The sequence below is a fragment of the Melaminivora jejuensis genome (assembly GCF_017811175.1).
Lineage (GTDB): Bacteria > Pseudomonadota > Gammaproteobacteria > Burkholderiales > Burkholderiaceae_C > Melaminivora > Melaminivora jejuensis.
The window spans coordinates 1,799,561-1,822,247 of sequence record NZ_JACWIJ010000002.1 but is presented as its reverse complement, the minus strand read 5'-3'; the positions used below and the strand labels follow the sequence as shown (position 1 = coordinate 1,822,247).

Here is a 22,687-nt window from a genome sequence, read left to right as displayed (position 1 = left end):
GGCATGGACGCCAGCGCCTTGGCTGCCACCGCGCCGTTCTACCTGCCCACGGGCGACGAGGTCGAGGTCTTCGAGCAGTGCCACGCCCAGGGCCTGGCGGTGATGCTCAAGGGGCCGACGGGCTGCGGCAAGACGCGCTTCGTCGAGCACATGGCCTGGCGCCTGGCCCGGCCCCTGATCACCGTGTCCTGCCATGACGACCTGAGTGCCAGCGATCTGATCGGGCGCTTTCTGATCAAGAGCGACGGCACCGAGTGGCAGGACGGCCCGCTCACGCGCGCGGTGCGGGGCGGCGCGCTGTGCTACCTGGACGAAGTGGTCGAGGCGCGCCAGGACACGGTGGTCGTGCTGCACCCGCTGACCGACCACCGGCGCGAACTGCCCATCGACAAGACCGGCGAGCTGGTGCGTGCGGCGCCGGGTTTTGGCCTGGTGGTGTCCTACAACCCGGGCTACCAGCGGATGCTGAAAGACCTCAAGCCCAGCACGCGCCAGCGCTTCGTGGCGCTGGACTTCGACTTCCCGGCGCCCGAGGCCGAGGTGCGCATCGTCGTCCAGGAAAGCGCCATTGCCGAGCCTGATGCCCGCGCCCTGGTGCAGCTGGCCACCCGCCTGCGCGCCCTGCACGACCGGGGCCTGGCCGAGGTGCCCAGCACGCGGCTGCTGGTCGCTGCCGCGCAGCTGGCGGTGCGCGGCGTCGAGCTGCGCCGCGCCTGCATCCACGCCATCGTTGCGCCGCTGTCGGACGACGCTGCGCTGGTGGCCGCCATGCGCGATCTGGTGGACGCTACCTTCGTCTGAACGGCTGACAGCAGCGCCATGGCCGAAGCCGAAGACGTCATCACCGACGCCGCGCGCCACGCCACCATCTATGCGCAGCGCCTGTGGCGCCGCCACCGTCCGCCGCCGCCCGGCCCGCCGGTGCTGCAGCTGGCGGATGTCGCCCAGCGCCTGGATCTGCTGATCTGCGCGGCTCTTGGCCCGGGTCTGCTGTTGCGTCCGGCGCAGCAGCCGGCGCCGCCCACCTTCCTGTCGCGCTGGCTGCAGCGCGGCGAGCCGCCTGCACCCAGGGTGCCGCTGCCGGCCACCGACGGCGCCAGCATCTGGCTGCCGCCAGCGCTGCCAGCCGGGCAAGGCATGGAAGACGCCGCAGAAAACTACCGCGCCCTGGCACTGACACAAGCCATGCGTGCGCAGCGCGGCACGCCGCAGCTGGCCGTTGCGGTGCGCGATCCGCTGGCCCACGCCCTGCTGACCCTGCTGGAGGCGCACGCCGCCGATCATGCGCTGCTGCAGCACCTGCCGGGCGTCGCCGCGCCGCTGCAGCGCCTGCGCGCTGCGGCCCTGGCCGCGCGGCCCCGGCTGGCCAGCCTGCCGGCCCATCTGCGCCCGCTGGAGGCCTTGCTGCAGGCCGTGCTTCAGGCGCCGGCGGGCAGGGCGCTGCTGCTGTCCCATGCTGGCCCGGCCCTGGGTGCAGCCCTTGGCACCACCGGCGATGAGCCATTGCTCCACCTGCCGGCCAGCGCCGGGCAGGTGCGCCAGCGGGCGCTGGAGCTTGCTGCCCACCTGCGGTCGCCAGCTGCACCAGCACGCCAGCAGCGCTGGCTGCTGGCCGACGCCTGGCTGGGCGAGTTGCGCGCCCCGGCAGCGACCGCCAGCCTGCACCGCAGCGCTGGCGACGACAACGATGACGCGGACACCAGCCCCGCCCGCAGCGCCCGCCTGGCGCGCCGCCCGCAGGTGCGCCAGGCGCAGGAAGACGAGGACGACGAGCAGGGCCAGCCCGGCGCCTGGATGGTGCAGACCGCCCAGCCGCACGAGCAGGCCGCCGACCCCATGGGCCTGCAGCGCCCCACCGACCGCGACAGCGACACGGCGGCCGACGAGTTCGCCGACGCCCTGTCCGAACTGCCCGAAGCGCGCCTGGTGGCCACGCCGGGACGGCCCAGGGAAGTGCTGCTGTCCGACGACCCGCCCGAGCATCTGGCCCGGCAGGTGGCTGGCGCCGAGCAAGCAGGCGGCCCGGATACCGACGCCGCCTTGCCTTACCCGGAGTGGGACTGGCGCAGCTCCAGCTATCGCCCGCACGGCGCCACGGTGTGGCTGCGCGCTGCGCCGCCCGGCCCGCCCGAGTGGCTGGAGGCCACGCTGGATGCGCACCGCAGCATGTTGCACGAGGTGCGCCGGCGTTTCGAGCTGCTCAAGAGCCGCCGCGTGCCGGTGCGCCGCCAGCTCGACGGCGACGATATCGACCTGGAGGCCTGCATCGAGGCGCGCGCCGACTTCGCCGCCGGCCTGCCGCTGCCCCAGCGCCTGTACCGCAGTGATCGGCGGCTGCAGCGCGATCTGGCGCTACTGATGCTGATCGATGTCAGCGGCTCCACCGATGCCTGGGTGGGCGAGGGGCGGCGCGTGATCGACGTGGCGCGCGAGGCGCTGCTGCTGGTCAGCCTGGCGCTGGACGGCATGGGCGCGCCGTTTGCCGTGCAGGCGTTCTCCGGCGAGGGGCCGCATGGGGTGGTGGTGCGCGGCGTCAAGCATTTTCACGAGGACTACGGGCAGGACGTGGCCCTGCGCATTGCCGGCCTGGAGCCCGAGCACTACACCCGCGCCGGCGCGGCCTTGCGCCACGCCACGGCCACGCTGATGCGCCAGCCGGCGGCGCACCGCCTGCTGCTGCTGCTGTCGGACGGCAAGCCCAACGACATCGACCAGTACGAAGGCCGCTACGGCCTGGAGGACATGCGCCAGGCGGTCACCGAAGCGCGGCTGCAGGGCATCTCGCCGTTTTGCCTGACCATCGACCGCCAGGCGGCCAGCTATCTGCCGGCTGTCTTCGGCGCGCACCACTACGCACTGCTGCAGCACCCCCAGCGCCTGCCGCAGGTGCTGCTGGAGTGGCTGCAGCGCCTGGTGGCGCAGTGAAATGGGCAAAAAATATGAATGAAATCAGCCTCAAACCCTTGTCTGGCAAGCGCTGACAGCTATCAAAAAAGAAGTTCAAGGGCCGCGTGCTGCCAACCCACGGCCTGATGTCATGGCCTGGTTTCACAAACCCAGTTTGGCCAGGCTGCCGCGCCCTTCGCGCACCACCAGCGGCTCGCCGCCGCTGTTCATGGGCGTCAGGTCGAGCACCGTGGTCTGCTCCAGCGGGCAGCCGCCGGCGTCCACGATGCCGTCGATGAGCTTGCCCAGGTGCTCCTGGATGTCCTCGGGGTCGTTCAGCGGCTCGCTCTCGCCGGGCAGGATCAGCGTGGTGGCCAGCAGCGGTGCGCCGTGCAGCTCCAGCAGCAGCTGCAGGCCCTTGCGATCGGGCACGCGCAGGCCGATGGTCTTGCGCTGCGGGTGGCTGACGCGGCGCGGCACTTCCTTGGTCGCCTCCAGGATGAAGGTGTAGGGGCCGGGCGTGCCCAGCTTGAGCAGGCGGAACTGCCGGTTGTCCACATGGGCGTAGCTGGCCAGTTCCGACAGGTCGCGGCACAGCAGGGTCAGCAGCCGCTTGTCGTCGATCTGGCGCACGCGGCGCATCCGATCGACGGTGGCCTTGTCGTCCAGCCGGCACACCAGGGCGTAGCTGGAATCGGTGGGTACGGCCAGGATGCCGCCGTCGGCCAGGAGCTGCTGCGCCTGCTTCAGGATGCGCGGCTGGGGGTTGTCGGGATAGACCTCGAAGAGTTGGGCCATGGCGGATTGCTCTCTCTTTTCATGCGCTGGCGTGCCTTGTGCCTGCAGCGCGGGTTGTCGGTGATTCCTGGTGGTTGTCGATAGGCGCAGGGCTGGAGTCAGTGGGCTGTGCGCGCTGGTGGCGCGCGCAGAATGCGGTGCTCCAGCCGCTCCCACACGGCAGTCAACTGGCCCGGCAGGCCGGGTAGGCGGCCCAGGTCGGTGTGCGATTCATCGGGGCTGTGGAAGTCGCTGCCGCGCGAGGCGGCCAGGCCGAACTCCTGCGCCATGGCGGCGTAGATCGGGTACTCGGACGGCATGTGGCTGCCAGTGACCACTTCGACGCCGCCGCCGCCATGCTGCTTGAATTCGGAAAACAGTGCGTATTCCTCGGTCGGCGTCAGGCGATAGCGGCCCGGGTGGGCGATCACGGCCATGCCGCCAGCCTCGCGGATCCAGCGCACGGCATCGCCCAGGCGCGCCCAGCGGTGCGGCACGTAGCCGGGATGGCCCTCGGTCAGAAAGCGCCGGAAGACCTCGCTGGTGTCGCGGCACACGCCAGCGTCCACCAGATGGCGGGCGAAGTGCGTGCGCGAGATCAGCTCGGGATTGCCGACGTATTTGAGTGCCCCCTCGTAGGTGCCGCGGATGCCGGCCTGGGCCAGCTGGCGGGCGATCTCCTGCGCCCGCTCGCCGCGCCCGCCGCGCGTGGCCAGCAGGCCGGCGGCGAGTTGCTGGTCAGCGGCGTCGAAGCCCAGGCCGACGATGTGCACCGTGGTGTCGGCAAAGGTGACGGAGATTTCCACCCCGGTCAGATAGTCCAGGCCCCGGGCGTGGGCGGCAGCGATGGCGCGCTGCTGGCCGCCGATTTCGTCGTGGTCGGTCAGCGCCCACAGCTGCACGCCGTTGGCGTGCGCCCGCGCGGCCAGCGCTTCGGGCGTGAGGGTGCCGTCAGAGACGACGGAATGGCAGTGCAGGTCGGCGTTGAGCAGTATGGTCACCCGGGCATTTTAGGAAGTGCCCGGGCGCTGGCGCTGTCAGCATTTCTTGGAAATCGCCGGCTGCGGTGCGCCTGGCGTGGCACCGCTCGATGGCAGGCTCTGGCCCTGCTCGGCAAAAACCCTGTCTTGGACGCATTGATGCTCCTGCATGGATGCGCATGGCTACCATGCTTGCAGCAAATTGTCAGAATCATCACTTCAGGTAGAAAAAGCGAGGCACCATGGATTTAGGCATTGCGGGCAAATGGGCGCTGGTGTGCGGCGCCAGCAAGGGCTTGGGGCTGGGCTGCGCGCAGGCGCTGGCGGCCGAGGGCGTCAATTTGGTCATCAATGCCCGGGGCGAGGCGGCGCTGCAGCAGGCGGCCCAGGCCGTGCGCGCCAGCGCCAGCGCCGTGCAAGTCGTCGCCGTGGCAGCCGACATCACCACACCCGAAGGGCGCGCGGCTGTGCTGGCGGCCCCGGGCGGGCCGGGCAGTGCGCTGGACATCGTGGTCACCAACGCCGGCGGCCCGCCGCCGGGCAACTTCCGCGACTGGGATCGCCAGGCCTGGCTCGACGCAGTGAACGCCAACATGCTCACGCCCATCGAGCTGATCCGCGCCACGGTGGACGGCATGGCCGAGCGTGGCTTCGGGCGCATCGTCAACATCACCTCCGGCGCAGTGAAGGCCCCTATCGACATCCTGGGCCTGTCCAACGGCGCACGCAGCGGCCTGACGGGCTTTGTGGCCGGCGTGGCGCGCAGTGCCATCGCAGCGCGCGGCGTGACCATCAACAACCTGCTGCCGGGGCGCTTCGACACCGATCGGCTGGCGGCCACGCTGCAGGCCGGGGCGGCGCACACTGGCAGGAGCCTGCAGGCAGAGCGCCAGGCGCAGCAGGCCCGCATTCCCGCCGGGCGCTTTGGCACGCCGCGCGAGTTCGGCGCCATCTGCGCCTTCCTGTGCAGCGTGCAGGCTGGCTACATCACCGGGCAGAACCTGCTGGCCGACGGCGGCGCCTACCCCGGCACCTTCTGACGCCGCCCGACGCAGCCACGCCCGTTTTTCCAGCTCCACGCCGCCCCAGGAGGCCACCATGCTGCAGTCCATCGCACGCTCTTGCGGCACTGCCGCGCAGGCTGCAGCAGCCAGCATCCGCCAGCTTGTCCTGGGGACGTTGCTGGCGCTGGCGGTCGGCGTGCAGGCCCAGCAGCCGGTGCCGCTCAAGCTGCGCGTCGTCGGCGGCCTGGCCGGTGTCACCCAGTTCACGCATCTGGAAAAACCCTTCTGGACGGCCGATCTGGCGCGCCTGAGCGGTGGGCGCTACAGCGCCGAGATCGTCGCCTTCGACCGCGCCGGCGTGCCGGGTGCAGACATGCTGCGCCTGCTGCAGCTCGGCGTCGTCCCTCTTGGCACAGTGCTGATGAGTTCGCTGTCGGCCCAGCAGCCGCACTACACGGCAGCCGACCTGCCTGGCTTGAACCCGGACATGGCCACGCTGCGCGCCTCGCTGGCGGCGGCGCGCCCGGCGCTGGAGCAGGCGCTGCGCCGCGAGCACGGCGTGGAGCCGCTGGCCATCTACGTCTATCCGGCGCAGGTGCTGTTTTGCCGGGCGCACCTGCGCGGGCTGCAGGATTTGCGCGGGCGCCTGGTGCGGGTGTCCTCGGCGGCGCAGGGCGATTTCGTCACTGCCCTGGGCGCGCAGCCGCGCCTGCTGGCGTTTGCCCAGTTCATGCCCAGCATCCAGGCCGGCACGCTGGACTGCGCCATCACCGGCACCATGTCCGGCAATGCCCTGAGCCTGCACCAGCACACGCGCTACCTGCACGCCATGCCCATCACCTGGGGGCTGGCCATCTTCGGCGCCAACCGCGCAGCCTGGCAGGCGCTGCCGGCTGACCTGCGTGAGCTGCTGCAGGTGCAGCTGCCCCGGCTGGAGGCGGCCATCTGGCACAGTGCCGAGGAAGAGACGGCCCAGGGCCTAGCCTGCAATACCGGCCAGGCCAGCTGCACGCGCGGCCAGCGCGGCACCATGAAGCTGGTGGCTGCCAGTGTGCAGGATGAGCAATTGCGCCGGCAGGTGGTGCGCACCAGCGTGCTGCCGCGCTGGCTGGAGCGCTGCGGCGCGCGCTGCGCCGAGCTGTGGCGCAGCACCATGGGGCCAATACACGGCATCGAGCTGCCCCCCGAACCATGAGAAGTGCGCTGCATCTCCACGGGCGCCGGCTGTATCTGGCGATCTGGGTGCTGGTGGGTCTGTTGATCGCCGGTCTGGCAGGCAGCGTGCTGGTGCTGCTGTACAAGCAGCGCAGCGCCGATCTGGCTGATAGCCGGGCCGGGGTGGCACGCCTGGCCCGGGGCGCCGAGGTCGGCATGAACCGCACCCTGCTGGCGGTGGATGTGCTGCTGGCCACCTTCGAGGAGCTGCTGGGCGAGCCCCGGCCCGCCGGGCAGAGCCTGTACGAGCAGGCCCGGGCGCCGGCGCTGGCAGCGGTGGCGCGGCAGAACCTGATGCTGCGCCACGTCATGCTGCTGGACGATGCGGGCCGGCCCATCGTCGCCTTCGACGAGCCGGGTGGCGCAGCCCCGAGCGGACTGCCGGCACCGGAATTCGTCCGGCAGGCGTTGGCGCAGGCCTTGCCCGGCCTGCTGCTGGGCAACCCGGTACCGGGGGCCGATGGCGTCCAGCAGGTGCTGCCCGTAGCCCGCCCGCTGCGCCTGCCCGATGGGCGCCGGCTGCTGGCGACGGCGCAGATACCGGTCGAGGCGCTGGCGGCGGTGCTCATGCAGGGCCTGGCGCCCAGCCAGGTCGAGCTGACCCTGGAGCGCAGCACGGGTGAACTGTTGATCGGACTCGACCCCGAGCGTGGGCTGGATGAGCGCAGCCACGTCCAGGAGGGCCTGGCCCTGCAGGACGCGCCTGGCGCGCCGGCCAGTGCCCCGCAGGGGTACACCCGGCTGCGCGCCCGGCCCGGCCTGGTCAGCGCCCGCGCGCTGATGTATGACGGGCTGTGGGTCACGGCCAGCCTGCCGCGCACCGCCGCCCTGGCCGACTGGGCGGCGCTGGCACGCCTGAGCACGGCGGCCACGCTGCTGCTGATTGCCAGCCTGGTGCTGGCCGGCGCCCTGGCCACCCTGCACACCCGCCAGATGGATCTGGCGCGCGGCGCCCTGGCGCGCTCCAAGGCCTTGCTCGACCAGGCCTTGGGGGTCATGGTCAGCGGCTTTGTCCTGCTCGATCGCGATGGCCTGCTGGTGCAGTGGAACACTCGCTTCGAGGAGTTCTTCCCCTGGCTGGCGCCGTTGCTGGAGCCGGGCCTGCCGTTTCGCCGGCTGCTGCAGGCCACCGTGCATTACCACCTGCCCGGCGCCAGCGCCGAGGCCAAGGCCGCCTGGGTCGAGGAGCGCCTGCGCCACCAGCAGGCGGCGGACAGTCCGCTGGAGCAGCACCTGCCCACCGGGCGCATCGTGCAGATCACCGAGCGCCCGACGCCCGATGGCGGCGTGGTCATCCTCTACCACGACGTGACCGAGCTGCACCAGGCGGCTGCCGATGTCGAGCACCTGGCTTTCTACGACCCGCTCACCGGCCTGGCCAACCGGCGCCTGCTGCTGCAGCGCATCGAGCAGGCTGGCGCCGATGCGCTGCGCACCGGCTTGCATGGGGCGGTGCTGTTCATCGATCTAGATCGCTTCAAGACGCTCAACGACACCCTGGGGCACGAGGTCGGCGACCTGCTGCTGGGCCAGGTGGCGCGGCGCCTGCAGGGCGCTGTGCGCGCCGGCGATGTCGTGGCGCGCCTGGGTGGCGACGAGTTCGTCATCGTGCTGCTGCGCCTGGATCGCCACCCGGACACGGCGCAGGCCCAGGCGCGCGGCGTGGCCGAGAAGGTGCTGGCCAGCCTGAATCAGCCCTACGCCCTGGACGGGCATGTCCACCACAGCAGCGCCAGCATCGGTGCGGCCCTGTTCGGCCAGGAGCCGCAGACGGCCACCGATGTGCTCAAGCAGGCCGACATCGCCATGTACGAGGCCAAGTCGGAGCACGGCAACGCCGTGTGCTTCTTCGCGCCATCCATGCAGCAGGCGCTGAGCGAGCGGGCGCAGCTGGTGGCCGACCTCAAGCAGGCGCTGCCCGAAGATCAGCTGCGCCTGTACCTGCAGCCGCAGTTCGATGGCGCCGGGCGGGTGGTGGGCGCCGAGGTGCTGCTGCGCTGGCAGCACCCGCAGCGCGGTCTGGTGGGGCCGGCGCAGTTCATCGCCGTGGCCGAGGAAAGCGAGCTGATCGTGCCCATTGGGCGCTGGGTGCTGGCCACGGCCTGCGCCCTGCTGGGGCGCTGGCAGCGTGAGCCGCAGTTGCGCGAGCTGTGCCTGAGCGTCAACGTCAGCGCCCGGCAGTTCCGCCAGGACGACTTCGTGCCCATGGTCATGGGTTGCATGGCCGAGGCCGGCGTGCGCCCGCACCTGCTGGAGCTGGAGCTGACCGAATCCCTGGTGCTGGAGAACGTGGCCGAATCCATCGACAAGATGCACCAGCTGCGCACCCGGGGCGTGCGTTTCGTGGTGGACGATTTCGGCACCGGCTACTCGTCGCTGGCCTATCTGACGCGGCTGCCGCTGCACCGGCTGAAGATCGACCGCTCCTTCGTGCAGTACCTGGGCGAGCGCCACAGCGACGAGGTGGTGGTGCAGACCATCCTGGGCATGGCGCGCAATCTGGAGCTGGACGTGGTGGCCGAGGGCGTGGAGACGCAGCAGCAGCACGACTTCCTGGCCGCGCACGGCTGCACCACCTACCAGGGCTTTTTGCTGGCGCGGCCCATGCCGGTGGAGCAGTTCGAGGTGCTGGTGCGCCAGGGCGCCGCTGCACCCTAGCTGCGCCGCGACGACACCACGATGCCGCCCACGATCAGCACGAAGGCCAGCGCGTGGTAGGGCCGGGGCAACTCGCCCAGAAACGCAGCCGACAGCAGCGCGGCGAACAGCGGCGTCAGGTTGATGAAAAAGCCCCCGACCACCGGCCCGGCGCGCTGTACGCCCAGGCCCCAGCAGCGATACGCCAGCAGCGCCGGGCCGATGGCGATGAAGGCCAGCGCCGCCGCCAGCGGCCAGCTCCACTCGAAGCGGCGCATGCCCAGCGACCACTCGACGCCGGCAAAGGCGCCTGACCACATCAGGCCGAAGACCATCTGCGCGAGCAAAAAGCCCGCCCAGTCGGCGCGCAGACCTGCCGGCTGGTCGGTGCGCACCAGCAGCCAGCTGTACAGCGCCCAGGCCAGCGTGGCCAGCACCATGTACAGATCGCCCGGCACCAGGCGCAGCGCCAGCAGCTCCTGCCAGCTGCCGCGCGAGAGCACCAGCAGCACGCCGGCCACCGAGGCCAGCGCCCCGGCCAGTTGCCGCCCCGACACCGGCACGCCGAACAGCAGCCGGCCCAGCAGCAGCATCCAGATCGGCGTGCCCGAGCCGACCAGCGTGACGTTCAGCGGCGAGGACGTCTGCAGCGCCATGTACTGCAGCGCGTTGTAGCTGCCTATGCCCAGCAGGCCCAGCAGGCAGTAGCGCCGCCAGTGCGGCCACAGGCTGCTGCCCGGGCGCAGCACGCGCCAGGCCAGGGGCGCCAGCAGGGCAAAGGCGATCACCCAGCGCAGGAAATTCAGCGCCACCGGCGCCACCATGGAATGCACCAGGCGCCCGACCACGGCATTGCCGGCCCACATCAGCGGGGCGGTGGCAAGCAGCAGGGCGGTCTGGGAAGTGAGGGCAGGGCGGTGGTCAGGCATGGGGGCGCCACTGTAACCCCGGGCCGGCGCCGGCGCAGCGCTCGTGGCACCATGCCGGCCCTGCAAGGGCGCGCGCCGCCCATGCCACACCCCAGACAGGAGAACCAGACCCATGACCCGTGCCATCCAGATCCGCCAGCACGGCGGCCCCGAAGAGCTGCAACTCGTCGATGTCCAGGTCGGCCAGCCCGGCCCGGGCGAGGTGCGCATCCGCCACCACGCCATCGGCTTGAATTTCATCGACGTCTATCACCGCACCGGCCTGTATCCGCTGCCCATGCCGGCGACCATCGGCATGGAGGCCGCCGGCGTGGTCGAGGCCGTGGGCGCGGGCGTCGCGCATCTGGCTGAGGGCGACCGCGTGGCCTACGCCAGCAACCCGCCGGGCAGCTATTGCGAAGCGCGCGTGCTGCCGGCCATGAATGTGTGCAAGTTGCCCGATGCCATCGACTTCGAGACCGGCGCGGCCATGATGCTCAAGGGCCTGACGGCGCAATACCTGCTGAAGAAGACCCGGCCCGTGGAGGGCCTGCAGCCGGGCGATCACGTGCTGTTCCACGCCGCTGCCGGCGGCGTCGGCCTGATCGCCTGCCAGTGGGCGCGCGCCCTGGGCCTGCAGCTGATCGCCACTGCCGGCAGCGACGACAAGTGCCGCCTGGCGCTGGCCAACGGTGCGGCGCACGCCATCAACTACCGGCAGGAGGACTTCGCTGCGCGCGTCAAGGACATCACCGGCGGGCGCGGCGTCAAGGTGGTCTATGACTCGGTGGGCAAGGACACCTGGGACAAGTCGCTCGACTGCCTGCGCCCCTTCGGCCTGATGGCCAGTTTCGGCAATGCCTCGGGCCGGTGCCGCCGTTTGCGCCCAGCGTGCTGGCCAAGGGTTCGCTGTACGTCACGCGCCAGACGCTGTTCTCGCACATCACCTCGCGCGCGGCCACCCAGGCCATGGCCGACGAGCTGTTCGATGTCGTGGCCAGCGGGCAGGTCAGGATCCATATCGAGCAGCGCTACCCGCTTGAGCAGGTGCAGCAGGCGCACCGCGACCTGGAGGCGCGCAAGACCACCGGCTCGACCATCCTGACGCTGGCCTGAGCGCGCCTGCGTGTCCTCACGCCTGCGCCGCACGGCAGGCAGGCAAGTATTTTTAGCTATTTTTTATATAGCTGTAATCGCTTGCCTGGTAAGGGTTTGAGGCGGATTTCATCTAAATTTCACCGCTTTCCCTGCGCGTATGGCCCGCTCCCGTCTGCTTCCCGACAACTTCACCCTGGCGCTACTGGGCACCGTGGCGCTGGCCAGCATCCTGCCTGCGACCGGCAGCATGGGCGCGCTGCTGGAGCACGTCACCGTCGGCGTGGTGGCGCTGCTGTTCTTCATGCACGGCGCCAAGCTGTCGCGCCAGGCGGTGCTGGCCGGCATCGGGCACTGGCGGCTGCATCTGCTGGTGGTGGGCTGCACCTTTGCGCTGTTTCCGTTGCTGGGGCTGGCGTTGCAGCCGGTGCTGGCGCCGCTGGTCACGCCCGAGCTGTATGTCGGCGTGCTGTTCCTGTGCGTGCTGCCGGCCACCGTGCAGTCGGCGATTGCCTTCACGGCGGTGGCCGGCGGCAACATGGCGGCGGCCGTGTGCAGCGCTTCGGCTTCGACGCTGCTGGGCATCTTCATCACGCCGGTGCTGGTCAGCGTGGTGCTGCCGCAGGCCGGCAGCGCCGGGCAGGATGTGCTGGCCGGCATCCTGCGCATCATGGTGCAGCTGATGCTGCCCTTTGCCGCTGGGCACTTGCTGCGGCCCTGGATCGGCGGTTTCATGGGCCGCCACGCGGCGGCGCTGAAATACGTCGATCAGGGCTCGGTGCTGCTGGTGGTCTATACGGCCTTCAGTGCGGCGGTGGCGGGCGGGCTGTGGCAGTTGCTGCCGCTGCCGGCGCTGGCCGGGCTGCTGGTGGTGTGCGCGGTGATCCTGGGCCTGGCGCTCACCTTCACCACCTGGCTGTCGCGGCGCCTGGGCTTTGCGCGCGAGGACGAGATCACCATCGTCTTTTGCGGCTCGAAAAAGAGCCTGGTCAGCGGCGTGCCCATAGCCAAGGTGCTGTTCGACTCCGAGGCCGCCGGCGCCATCGTGCTGCCGCTGATGGTCTTCCACCAAATGCAGCTCATGGTCTGCGCGGTGCTGGCGCAGCGCTACGCCCGGCAAGGCCGTGCGGCCACAGTGGCGGCTCAGGGGTGATCGTCCAGCGGCTCGGCGTGGGCGCGGGGGTTCTTCAGCCGGCTGGGCGCCAGCACGCCGGCGGACTCCAGGATGGGATAGGCGATCGAGCTGATGTGTGAGTTGATGCGCTTCAAGTCGCTGATCAGGTCGATGTGCAGCGAGCTGGTCTCCATGCTGTTGACGGCACGATCCGACAGGCGCATCAGATGGCTGGTGGCGTAGGCGCGCTCCAGGTTGCGGAAATGCACTTTCTCCTCCAGCAGCCGCTGCGCGTCGCGCACGTTGCCGTTCAGGAACACGCTCATGCCCAGGCGCAGATTGCTGACCAGGCGCTGGTGCAGCTCGGTGATCTCGGCCATGCCGGCCTCGGAGAACTGGCGGCCCTTCTTGATCTTCTTTTCCTCGATGTCCTGCAGCACGCGCTCGATGATGTCGCCGATCTGCTCCATGTTGATGGTGAAGCTGATGATGTCGGCCCAGCGGCGGGACTCTTCCTCACCCAGGTCGTCGCGCGAGATCTTGGTCAGGTAGTACTTGATGGACGAGTACAGCTCGTCCACCTCGTCGTCCATGCAGCGCAGGCGCTGCGCCAGGTCTTCGTCGTTGTTGCGGATCACGTCCGGGATGCCCAGCAGCATGGTCTCGACCACATCGGCCTGGTACAGCGCCTCGCGCACGGCAAACGAGATGGCCAGCGACGGCGTGGCCAGCGCCGAGGGATCGAGGTGGTGCGCGCGGCTGCCCTGCGCACCCGCGGGCTTGGGCAAAAGGCGCGCCACCCAGTGCGCCACCCAGTCGGTAAAGCCGATGAAGCCGACGCTGATGATGATGTTGTAGGCCAGATGGAACAGCACCACGCTGTGCGCCGTGCCGGGCAGGAGCGGCTCGACGTGCGCGATCCACAGCTCGATGAAGGGCGCCATGAGCGCGACGCCCAGGATCTTGAAGACCATGTTGCCAATCGTCACCTGGCGCACCTCGACGCTGGAGCGCGCCATGGTCAGCACGGCGGCCAGGCCGTTGCCCAGGTTGGCGCCCAGCACCATGCCCAGCGCCATCCCGAGCGGCACGACATGCGTGTCGGCCATGGCGGCAATCAGGAGCACCACGGCCAGGCTGGAGTACGACACGATGGCCAGCACCGCGCCGATCACGATCTCCATCCACAGGTCGCTGGCCAGGCTGGTCAAGAGCATCTGCGTGATGGGCGAGGCCATCATGGGCTCGGTGGCCTGCACCACGCGCTCCAGCGCCAGCAGCATCAGCCCCAGGCCGATGAACACCCGGCCCACGCGCCCGGCGGTGCTGGCCTGGCGGGTGATGAACAGCACCACGCCGACAAAGATGAAGACCGGCGACAGCCACGACAGGTCTTGCGCGAACAGCATGGCCATGATGGCTGTGCCGATGTCGGCGCCGCGCATCACGGCCAGCGCCGCCGGCAGCGAGATCAAGCCCTGGCCGACGAAGGAGGCCGTCATCAGCGACGTTGCCGTGCTGGACTGCACCAGCGCCGTGACGCCGATGCCCGACAGCGCCGCCGTGAAGCGGTTGCCCAGGCTGCGCGCCAGCAGCGTGCGCAGCTTGGCGCCAAAGACCCGCAGCACCCCCGTGCGCACCAGGTGCGTGCCCCAGACCAACAGGGCAACGGCGGCGAGCAGGTTCAGCAGGTGTTTCATGGGCAGCAGGCGGACGCGAGAGGCAGGATGCGGCAGGGGTTGGGGCGAAACACTCCAGCATAACCCCGGCAGAGATGCCCGCAGCGCTGGTACCGCCAGTCCTGCCGCAGTGCTGCACCGGGCGGGTAGTGCAAGCCTTTCCTGGGGATTTGCCCTGTGGGGAGCGTGTAGGCTGCAACAGCCCGTAACATCAAGCCATCGTTTTCTCCGGCTCAAGGACTTGCCTCATGTGGAATCGGCTGCGTATCACCCATCGTTTCATTGTTGTCCTGGCTGCGTTCTGGCTCTCGGGCGCGGCGGTTGTCGCCATCAGCCTGTGGGGGCTGGCCTCGTCGCGCGACAGCCTGAAGATGCTGCACGACCACGCCATGGCCCTGGGCCTGAAGGCGGGCGACGTGGAGAACCTGGCAGTGCAAAACCGTATGCAGGTGCTGCTGGCCTTTCAGCACGCGCCTGACGGGCCGCTGGCTGCCATTCACCAGCACCCGGTGGAAGACCACCTGAGAGCGCTCGCAGCCAACCGCAGCAAGATCTCCGAGGCGCTCAAGGTCATCGAGGCGGCCAGCGGCGACGCGCAGGAGCAGCCCCTGGTGCAGGCGCTGCAGCGCACGCGCGCCGCCTGGGTGGCTGAGCTGGACGCGGCGGCCCAGGCCGTGCGCGGCGGCGACTACTCGCCGGAGGTCATGGAGCGCTTCCTGCGCGCCGGGCGCACCGAGGGTGAGGCCATGGTGCAGGCGGCGGTGCAGTACCGCGCCTACCAGATGCAGCAGGCCGACACCGCCTACCGGGCGGCGCAGCAGCGCTACGAGCTGGCGCTGTGGATCTTTGCCGCAGCCACCTTCATCCTGGGCCTGCCGGCGTCGCTGCTGGGCCTGGCGCTGCTGGGGCGGCTGGTGCGCGGCTTTCGCTCGGCCAACCAGGCGGCAGCGGCGATTGCCGCCAGCGACCTGTCCCGGCGCATCGAAGTCAGCGGCAGCGATGAGATCGGCGCCATGCTGGGGCAGATGGAGACCATGCGCGGCAACCTGAACCGCGTGGTCGGCCAGGTCAGCGGCGGCGCCGGGGCGATTGCCGGCGCCTCCACGCAGGTGGCCGCCGGCACGCGCGACCTGTCGGCGCGCACCGAGCAGCAAGCCAGCGCGCTGGAGCAGACCGCCTCGGCCACGGAAGAGCTGTCGGGCACGGTGCAGCACAACGCCGACAGCGCCCACGAGGCCAGTCGCCTGGCGGCGCAGGCCACGACCGTGGCGCAGCGCGGCGGCTCGGCCATGAACCAGGTGGTCAACACCATGCAGGGCATCGCCAGCGCCTCGCACCGCGTGGCCGACATCATCGGCGTGATCGACGGCATTGCCTTCCAGACCAACATCCTGGCGCTGAACGCCGCGGTGGAGGCGGCGCGCGCCGGCGAGCAGGGCCGGGGCTTTGCCGTGGTGGCCGGCGAGGTGCGCAGCCTGGCCGGACGCAGCGCCGAGGCGGCACGCGAGATCAAGGCGCTGATCTCCGACTCGGTGGCCCAGGTCGAGGCCGGCAGCGCCCAGGTCGGCGACGCCGGCGCCACCATGCAGGAGATCGTCAGCGTGATCGGGCGCGTGGCGCAGCTGGTCGATGAGATCGCCCTGGCCAGCCGCGAGCAGTCGCAGGGCCTGGCGCAGATCAACCAGGCGGTGGCGCACCTCGACGGCGTGACGCAGCAAAACGCCGCGCTGGTCGAGCAGACCTCGGCGGCCTCGGACTCACTGCAGGATCAGGCGCGCCAGCTGGCGGCGCTGGCCGCCACCTTCCGGCTGACGCAGGACAGCGCCGGCCCGGCCCTGGCGCCGGTTGCCGCGCCGCCGCTGCGCCCGGGCAGTGCCCCGGCAGCAGTGCAGGAAGACCGGGCCGAGCTGCTGCCCGGCTGAGGGCAGCGCCCGGCAGGCACTGTGCTCAGGAGCCTTTGCGCAGGCGCAGCAGCTCGTCCAGGATCAGCAAGGCTGCGCCCACGCTGATGCCCACGTCGGCCAGGTTGAAGGCGGGGAAGTGGCCCCGGTAGAACAGGCCGGACAGAAAGCTGAAGTGGAAGTCCAGAAAATCCACCACGTAGCCGTGCTGCAGCCGATCGACCACGTTGCCGATGGCCCCGCCCAGGATGCTGGACAGAGCGAAGGCAAACAGCTTTTGCTGCGGGTGCTGGTGCAGCTGCCACAGGATGAAGCCGGCTGCCGCCACGCCGATGCCGGTGAACAGCCAGCGCTGCCAGCCACCGGCGTCGGCCAGCATGGAAAACGCCGCGCCGGTGTTGTGCGCCCGCACGATGTTGAAAAAGCCCGTCACCGGCGTGGCGTCGCCCAGCTGGTAGTAGCCCAGGATCAGCGTCTTGGTGAACTGGTCGGCCAGGAAAATGATCAGCGCCCAGGCCAGCCAGGGCCAGAGCCGGGCGTTGCCGCCCGCCGCCTTGCCTGCCGCGCGCGCCATCAGGCGTGCAGCCGGGCCTCGCCCGCGCCGTGGAGGTTGCTGGTGCAGCGCCCGCACAGTGTGGGGTGCTGCGCGTCCTGGCCGACGTCGGCACGCCAGTGCCAGCAGCGCTCGCATTTCTGGTCAAAACTGGCTGAAACGCTGACCTGGAGCGCGTCACCAGCTACCAATTCAATAGCGGAGACGATGAAGATGAACTTCAGGTCATCGCCCAGGCTGGCCAGCAGGGCGTGATCCTCGGGCGCTGCGGCCAGGCGCACCACGGCCTGCAGCGACGAGCCCACGGTGCCAGCGGCGCGCACGGTCTCGATCTCCTTGTTCACCACGTCGCGGATCTCGCGCAGGCGCTGCCACTTGACGAGCAGGGCCTCGTCGCCGGCGGGCAGGGGGGTGAAGGTCTCCAGATAAATCGATGCCGAATGGCCGAAGACCTTCCAGGCTTCTTCTGCCGTGAAGGACAAAAACGGCGCCATCCAGCGCAGCATGGCGTGGGTGATCTGGTACAGCGCCGTCTGCGCGCTGCGCCGGGCGAGTGACTTGGGTGCCGTGGTGTAGAGGCGATCCTTGAGCACGTCCAGGTAAAAGCCGCCCAGGTCTTCCGAGCAGAATAATTGCAGCTTGGCCACGACCGGATGGAACTCATAGACCTGATAGTGCGCCAGCACCTCGGCCTGGAACTGCGCGGCGCGCGCCAGCGCCCAGCGGTCGATCTCCAGCAGGTCTTGGGTGGCCACCGCGTCGGCTGCCGGGTCGAAGTCGCTGACGTTGGCCAGCAGGAAGCGCAGTGTGTTGCGGATGCGCCGGTAGGCATCCACCACGCGCGCCAGGATCTTGTCGTCGATGGCCAGATCGCCCGAGTAGTCGGTCGAGGCGCACCACAGGCGGATGATCTCCGCGCCCAGCTTGCCGCTGACCTCCTGCGGCGACACCGTGTTGCCCAGCGATTTGCTCATCTTCTTGCCCTGGCCGTCCACCGTGAAGCCGTGCGTGAGCAGGCCCCGGTACGGCGCGCGCCCGAAGATGGCGCTGGCCAGGAGCAGCGACGAGTGGAACCAGCCCCGGTGCTGGTCATGGCCTTCCAGGTACAGGTCGGCCTCTGGGCCTTCGTCGTGGTGCATTCCGGCGTGCGTGCCGCGCAGCACATGCCAGAAGGTGGAGCCGGAATCGAACCAGACCTCCAGGATGTCGGTGCTCTTCAGGTAATGCGGCGCATCCTCAGGCCCCAGGATGTCCTCGGTGCTCACCCGGCTCCAGGCCTCGATGCCGCCGGCTTCGATGATGGCGGCGGCCTGATCCAGGATGTCCATGGTGCGCGGGTGCAGCTCGCCGGTTTCCTGGTGCAGGAAGAACGGCAGCGGCACGCCCCACGAGCGCTGGCGCGAGATGCACCAGTCCGGGCGGTTGGCGATCATGTCACGCAGTCGGGCGCGGCCATTTTCGGGATAGAAGCTGGTGTGCTCGATGGCTTCGAGTGCGATCTGGCGCAGCGTGCGCTCGGGCTTTTGCGCCGGGTCGGTGAACACGCCCTCGCCCTCGTCCATGCGGATGAACCACTGGGCGGCAGCGCGGTAGATCACGGGCGTCTTGTGGCGCCAGCAGTGCGGGTAGCTGTGGCTGATGGTCTTGCTGTCCAGCAGCCGGTCGGCCACGCGCAGCGCATCGATGATGACCGGCACGGCCTTCCAGATGTGCTGGCCGCCGAACAGGCCCAGGTCGGGCGCATAGACGCCGTTGCCCTGCACCGGGTTCAGGATGTCCTCGTAGCGCAGGCCGTCGGCCACGCAGGAGTTGAAGTCGTCCACGCCGTAGGCCGGGGCCGAATGCACGATGCCAGTGCCGTCCTCGGCTGTGGCGTAGTCGGCCAGCAGCACGGGCGAGAAGCGGTCGAAGGCTGCATCCACGTGCGCCAGCGGGTGCCTGAAGTTGATGTGGTCGAGCTTTTGCCCCAGGGCGCTGGCGACCACGCTACCCGCGATACCCCAGCGCGCCAGGCACTGCTGCACCAGGGCCGATGCCACCAGCAGCAGGCCGCGCTCGGTGTCCACCAGGCTGTACTCCAGCTCGGGGTTGACGTTCAGCGCCTGGTTGGCGGGGATAGTCCAGGCGGTGGTCGTCCAGATGACGGCGAATGCGGGCTTGGCCAATGCGCCCAGGCCGAAGGCGGCGGCGAGCTTGTCGGCTTCAGCGACCGGGAACATGACATCCAGCGTCTGGCTTTGCTTGTCCTGGTACTCGATCTCGAACTCGGCCAGCGACGAGGCGCAGTCGAAGCACCAGTACACGGGTTTCAGGCCGCGATAGACGAAGCCGCGCTCCATGACTTTCTTGAGCGCGCGCAGCTCGCCGGCCTCGCTGGCGAAATTCATGGTCTGGTAGGGGTTGTCCCACTCGCCCAGCACGCCCAGGCGCTTGAAATCCTGCATCTGCTGGGCGATCTGCTCGGTGGCAAAGGCCCGGCCCCGGGCCTGCATCTCGTCGCGCGGGATGTTGCGGCCATGGAGCTTTTCGATGGCGTTCTCGATGGGCAGGCCGTGGCAGTCCCAGCCGGGCGTGTAGAGCGCGTCGAAGCCCTCCAGCTGGCGCGCCTTGACGATCATGTCCTTGAGGATCTTGTTGACCGCGTGACCGATGTGCAGCTGCCCGTTGGCATACGGCGGGCCGTCGTGCAGGATGAATTTCGGCGCGCCGTGGCGGGCATCGCGCAGCTGCCTGTAGATGCCTTTTTCGTCCCACTCGCGCGCCCATTGCGGCTCGCGCCTGGGCAGGTCGCCGCGCATGGGAAACGGCGTGTCGGGCATGTTCAAGGTGCTGCGATAGCCACCTGCGGCGGCGGGCTTGGCGTTGGGTTCGGACATGGGGTTTTCAGGCCTTGATGGGTGTTCTGCGGCCCGCGAGGGATGGTGCGGGGCGAAAAAAGCAAGCCGCAGCGGCGGCAGGCCGTGCGGCAGGGCAGGGGAGGGCGCCAAGGCCCCGTCAAATTCGGTCGCGCGTGGTCTGGCGACGGGTTTCGGCGTGGCTGGCGGCAAACCACTGGCGCGCCTCGGCGCAGTCGCGTGCGATGCCGGCGCTCAAGGCCTCCAGGCTGTCGTACTTGCGCTCGTCGTGCAGTTTGTGCAGCAGTTCCACCCGGATGATTTTACCGTAGCCCCCCTGCGCGCCCAGGTGCGCCGGCCAGTCCAGGCAGTGTGTCTCCAGCAGCACGCGCCCGCCGTTGACATCGCCCGGATCGAGCGATGGGCGCACGCCCAGATTGGCCACGCCGGGCAGCGGAGCGTCCGCCAGGCCATGCACCAGCACGGCAAAGATGCCGCTGGCGGCGCTCTTCCAGTGGGCAAAGCGCAGGTTCAGCGTCGCAAAGCCGCCGCTGCCGTCGCCGCGGCGCCCCAGCTCGCGGCCCAGCTTGCGGCCATGCACGACATGGCCGGAGATCGCATAGGGCCGGCCCAGCAGGCGTGCCGCCTCGTCCATGTCGCCGGCGGCCAGGGCGGCACGCACGGCGGAGCTGGACACGCGCTGGCCGTGTACCTCGTAGCTGTTCATGCGCGCCACGTCGAAGCCGCGCGCCTGGCCCGCCGCATCCAGCACCCGATAGTCGCCCGCGCGCTGGCTGCCGAAGCGAAAGTCGTCGCCCACCAGCACATAGCGCGCGCCCAGGCCGGCCACCAGCACCTGGTCGATGAAGTCCTGCGCGGACAGGCGTGCCAGGCGCTCGTTGAAGGGCAGCACCACGGTCTGCTGCACACCGCAGCGTGCCAGTTCGCACAGCTTGTCGCGCAGCGTGCCGATGCGCGCCGGGGCCAGGTCGGCGCGCTGGTGCTGCTTGGCGAAGTAGTCGCGCGGGTGCGGCTCGAAGGTCAGCACGCAGCTGGGCACGCCGCGCTGGCGCGCCTCGGCCTCCAGCAGCGCCAGCATGGCTTGGTGGCCACGGTGTACGCCGTCGAAGTTGCCGATGGTCAAGGCACACCCGGGCGCCACGCCGGGATGCTGAAAACCTCGGAAGATGTTCATCGTCTTGCTTCTTTTTTAATAGCTGCCAGCGCTTGACTGCCAAGGGCTGGGGGGCTATTTGGCTTGAAAGGGGTATATTGTGCGCCAAGTGGCGCCGGTGCTTCGTGGCTGCGCGCCTGCCGCGCTCTTTCGCATTGGAGGCTTGCTGTGAAGGTCTTGAAGCTGTCGGCCCAGGGGCTGCCGCAATCGTGGATCACGCTGGAAGATGCCGCCACGCACTACGCCGCCGGCGACGTGCGCTGGGAGCTGGGCGCGAGTGTGGCGGTGTTTCGCGGCGGGCACAACGCGGTCACGGGCGAGCAGTCGCGCATTGCGATCTCCAGCATCATCGGCACGCGCGGCGCGCCGGGCATCAACCCCTTCGAGCAGACCCCCAGCCTCACCAACAGCAAACTGTTCGCCCGCGACCGCAACCTGTGCGCCTACTGCGGCAGGCATTTCCACGAAACCGACCTGACGCGCGAACACATCGCCCCGGTGGCACGCGGCGGGCAGAACCACTGGATGAACGTGGTGACCGCCTGCCGTGCCTGCAACCACCGCAAAGGCCCGCGCACGCCCGAGCAGGCGCACATGCCGCTGCTGTATGCGCCCTATGTGCCCAGCCTGTGGGAGGACTTCATCCTGCGCAACCGGCGTATCCTGGCCGACCAGATGGAGTTCCTGCTGGCGCACGTGCCCAGGTCGTCGCGGCTGCTGAGCTGAGCGGCCATCGACCGGCGGCCCAAAAAAAACCGCGCTGGCCAGCGCGGTTTTTCGCCCATGCAGCGCATGGGTCACTGGGTCACCCGATCAGGCAAACACCCCAGCCGTCTCCTGCATCCGCTCGGACACTTCGCCCAGGTGGTGCAGCGTGTCGCCCCAAGCCATCTCCAGTTGCGTCAGCGTCTTGAAGTAGTGGCTGCCGATGTATTCGTCGGTCACGCCGATGCCGCCGTGCATCTGTACCGACTGCTGGCCGACGAAGCGCATGGACTGCCCCAGCTGCACCTTGGCGCGCGACAGGGCGCGGCGGCGCTCAAGCGGCTCCTCGCCCAGCTTCAGGCTGGCGTAATAGCTCATGGAGCGTGCCAATTCGAGCTGCATCTTCATGTCCGCCGAGCGATGGCGCAGCACCTGGAAGCTGGCAATCGGCACACCGAACTGCTTGCGCTGGTTCAGGTAGTCGGCGGTGAGGGCCAGCGTCTGCTCCATGGTGCCCACGCCATAGGCGCAGGCGCCGGCGATGCCGGCATCCACGGCCAGCTCCAGCGCGGCCAGGCCGTCCGCCGTGAGCAGCGTGGCCGGTGTGTCGTGCAACGTGACCTCGGCGGCGCGGCTGCCGTCCTGGGTCACATAGCCGCGCGTGGCGACGCCCGGCGCGCTGCGCTCGACCAGGAACAACGCCAGCTGCCCATCGAGCTGCGCCGGCACGATGAAGGCATCCGCCTGGTCACCTGCCGGCACTATGCTTTTGCTAGCTGTCAGCGAATGTCCTGCCTGTGTTTTCGCCGCTTTTGCCTTGCAAGCGTCAAGGCGGTAGCGGGCGCCGCGCTCGTGCTGCGCCAGCACCACCAGGGCCTCGCCGCTGGCGATGCGCGGCAGCCACTGGCCCTGCACCTCCTGGGCAGCGAAGTCGGCCAGCACGCGCGTGGCGATGAAGGCCTGGGCCAGCGGCTCCAGCACGATGCCGCGCCCGAGCTCCTCCAGCGCCACCATGGCGTCCACCGTGCCCTGGCCCAGGCCGCCGTGCGCCTCGGGTACGGTGAGCGCGGTCAGGCCCAGCTCGGCCAGCTCGTTCCACACGCTGCGGTCGAAGCCGCCAGCGGCCACGATGGCGCGGCGGCGCTCGAAGCTGTAGCCCTTGTCCACCCAGCGGCGCACGGCGTCGCGCAGTTGCTGCTGGTCTTCGGAAAAATCGAAATCCATG

At 69.7% G+C, this 22,687-nt stretch carries 16 protein-coding genes and 1 pseudogene; 9 read left to right on the top strand and 8 right to left on the bottom strand.

Annotation, left to right across the window (positions count from 1 at the left end; genetic code table 11):
• Positions 1-3: 3 nt before the first annotated feature.
• Together IDM45_RS08680 and IDM45_RS08675 are read left to right on the top strand one after the other, a co-directional pair.
• A complete protein-coding gene (locus tag IDM45_RS08680) occupies positions 4-801 on the top strand; it encodes a CbbQ/NirQ/NorQ/GpvN family protein (RefSeq protein ID WP_209422480.1) in 798 nt (265 codons plus the stop codon).
• A gap of 18 nt (positions 802-819) precedes the next feature.
• Positions 820-2,925, top strand: coding sequence for a VWA domain-containing protein (locus tag IDM45_RS08675; RefSeq protein ID WP_209422479.1), 2,106 nt, complete (start codon positions 820-822; stop codon positions 2,923-2,925).
• Positions 2,926-3,048: 123 nt separating this feature from the next.
• Here the strand turns inward: IDM45_RS08675 and IDM45_RS08670 are convergent, their stop codons facing one another.
• Together IDM45_RS08670 and IDM45_RS08665 are read right to left on the bottom strand one after the other, a co-directional pair.
• A complete protein-coding gene (locus tag IDM45_RS08670; protein ID WP_209422478.1) occupies positions 3,049-3,684 on the bottom strand; it encodes an L-threonylcarbamoyladenylate synthase in 636 nt (211 codons plus the stop codon).
• A gap of 98 nt (positions 3,685-3,782) precedes the next feature.
• A complete protein-coding gene (locus IDM45_RS08665) occupies positions 3,783-4,664 on the bottom strand; it encodes a 3',5'-nucleoside bisphosphate phosphatase (protein ID WP_209422477.1) in 882 nt (293 codons plus the stop codon).
• A 221-nt stretch (positions 4,665-4,885) separates the two neighbouring features.
• Here IDM45_RS08665 and IDM45_RS08660 point away from each other — a divergent pair, with 221 nt between their 5' ends.
• From IDM45_RS08660 to IDM45_RS08650, 3 genes are read left to right on the top strand one after another with little or no spacing between them, the layout of a single operon-like run.
• On the top strand, positions 4,886-5,683 hold the full coding sequence (locus tag IDM45_RS08660; RefSeq protein WP_209422476.1) for an SDR family oxidoreductase: 798 nt from the start codon (positions 4,886-4,888) through the stop codon (positions 5,681-5,683).
• Between the two features lie 58 nt (positions 5,684-5,741).
• Positions 5,742-6,842 (top strand): TRAP transporter substrate-binding protein, encoded by a 1,101-nt coding sequence (locus tag IDM45_RS08655; RefSeq protein WP_209422475.1) that lies wholly within the window; start codon positions 5,742-5,744, stop codon positions 6,840-6,842.
• Complete coding sequence (locus IDM45_RS08650) at positions 6,839-9,520, top strand: bifunctional diguanylate cyclase/phosphodiesterase (protein WP_209422474.1); 2,682 nt, start codon at positions 6,839-6,841, stop codon at positions 9,518-9,520. Before IDM45_RS08655 ends, IDM45_RS08650 begins: the two co-directional genes overlap by 4 nt.
• On the opposite strand, the gene IDM45_RS08645 is transcribed toward IDM45_RS08650, so the two are convergent.
• Entirely contained in the window at positions 9,517-10,428 is a 912-nt protein-coding gene (locus IDM45_RS08645; protein ID WP_209422473.1) for a DMT family transporter, read from the bottom strand. The two genes, IDM45_RS08650 and IDM45_RS08645, sit on opposite strands and share 4 nt — an antisense overlap.
• A gap of 112 nt (positions 10,429-10,540) precedes the next feature.
• On the opposite strand from IDM45_RS08645, the pseudogene IDM45_RS08640 reads away from it, so the two are divergent.
• Positions 10,541-11,523, top strand: a pseudogene (locus tag IDM45_RS08640) (quinone oxidoreductase family protein).
• A 139-nt stretch (positions 11,524-11,662) separates the two neighbouring features.
• On the top strand, positions 11,663-12,655 hold the full coding sequence (locus IDM45_RS08635) for a bile acid:sodium symporter family protein (protein ID WP_209422472.1): 993 nt from the start codon (positions 11,663-11,665) through the stop codon (positions 12,653-12,655).
• Here IDM45_RS08635 and IDM45_RS08630 read toward each other — a convergent pair.
• Positions 12,646-14,316 carry a Na/Pi cotransporter family protein gene (locus tag IDM45_RS08630; protein ID WP_209422471.1) on the bottom strand — a complete coding sequence of 557 codons (1,671 nt, stop codon included), beginning with the start codon at positions 14,314-14,316 and terminating at the stop codon, positions 12,646-12,648. The two genes, IDM45_RS08635 and IDM45_RS08630, sit on opposite strands and share 10 nt — an antisense overlap.
• A gap of 227 nt (positions 14,317-14,543) precedes the next feature.
• On the opposite strand from IDM45_RS08630, the gene IDM45_RS08625 reads away from it, so the two are divergent.
• On the top strand, positions 14,544-16,217 hold the full coding sequence (locus IDM45_RS08625; protein WP_209422470.1) for a methyl-accepting chemotaxis protein: 1,674 nt from the start codon (positions 14,544-14,546) through the stop codon (positions 16,215-16,217).
• 25 nt (positions 16,218-16,242) lie between these two features.
• On the opposite strand, the gene lspA is transcribed toward IDM45_RS08625, so the two are convergent.
• From lspA to IDM45_RS08610, 3 genes are all read right to left on the bottom strand, one after another.
• The gene (lspA, locus tag IDM45_RS08620) at positions 16,243-16,770 is read right to left on the bottom strand and encodes a signal peptidase II (RefSeq protein ID WP_209422469.1); all 528 of its coding nucleotides are present in this window, start codon (positions 16,768-16,770) and stop codon (positions 16,243-16,245) included.
• Entirely contained in the window at positions 16,770-19,625 is a 2,856-nt protein-coding gene (gene ileS, locus IDM45_RS08615) for an isoleucine--tRNA ligase (protein WP_209422468.1), read from the bottom strand. The genes lspA and ileS overlap by 1 nt, the downstream gene beginning before the upstream one ends.
• 118 nt (positions 19,626-19,743) lie before the next feature.
• Positions 19,744-20,778 (bottom strand): bifunctional riboflavin kinase/FAD synthetase, encoded by a 1,035-nt coding sequence (locus IDM45_RS08610; protein WP_209422467.1) that lies wholly within the window; start codon positions 20,776-20,778, stop codon positions 19,744-19,746.
• A gap of 147 nt (positions 20,779-20,925) precedes the next feature.
• Here IDM45_RS08610 and IDM45_RS08605 point away from each other — a divergent pair, with 147 nt between their 5' ends.
• Positions 20,926-21,483 carry an HNH endonuclease gene (locus IDM45_RS08605; protein ID WP_209422466.1) on the top strand — a complete coding sequence of 186 codons (558 nt, stop codon included), beginning with the start codon at positions 20,926-20,928 and terminating at the stop codon, positions 21,481-21,483.
• Between the two features lie 87 nt (positions 21,484-21,570).
• Here IDM45_RS08605 and IDM45_RS08600 read toward each other — a convergent pair whose 3' ends face one another.
• Positions 21,571-22,686 carry an acyl-CoA dehydrogenase family protein gene (locus tag IDM45_RS08600; RefSeq protein WP_209422465.1) on the bottom strand — a complete coding sequence of 372 codons (1,116 nt, stop codon included), beginning with the start codon at positions 22,684-22,686 and terminating at the stop codon, positions 21,571-21,573.
• Position 22,687 lies beyond the last annotated feature (1 nt).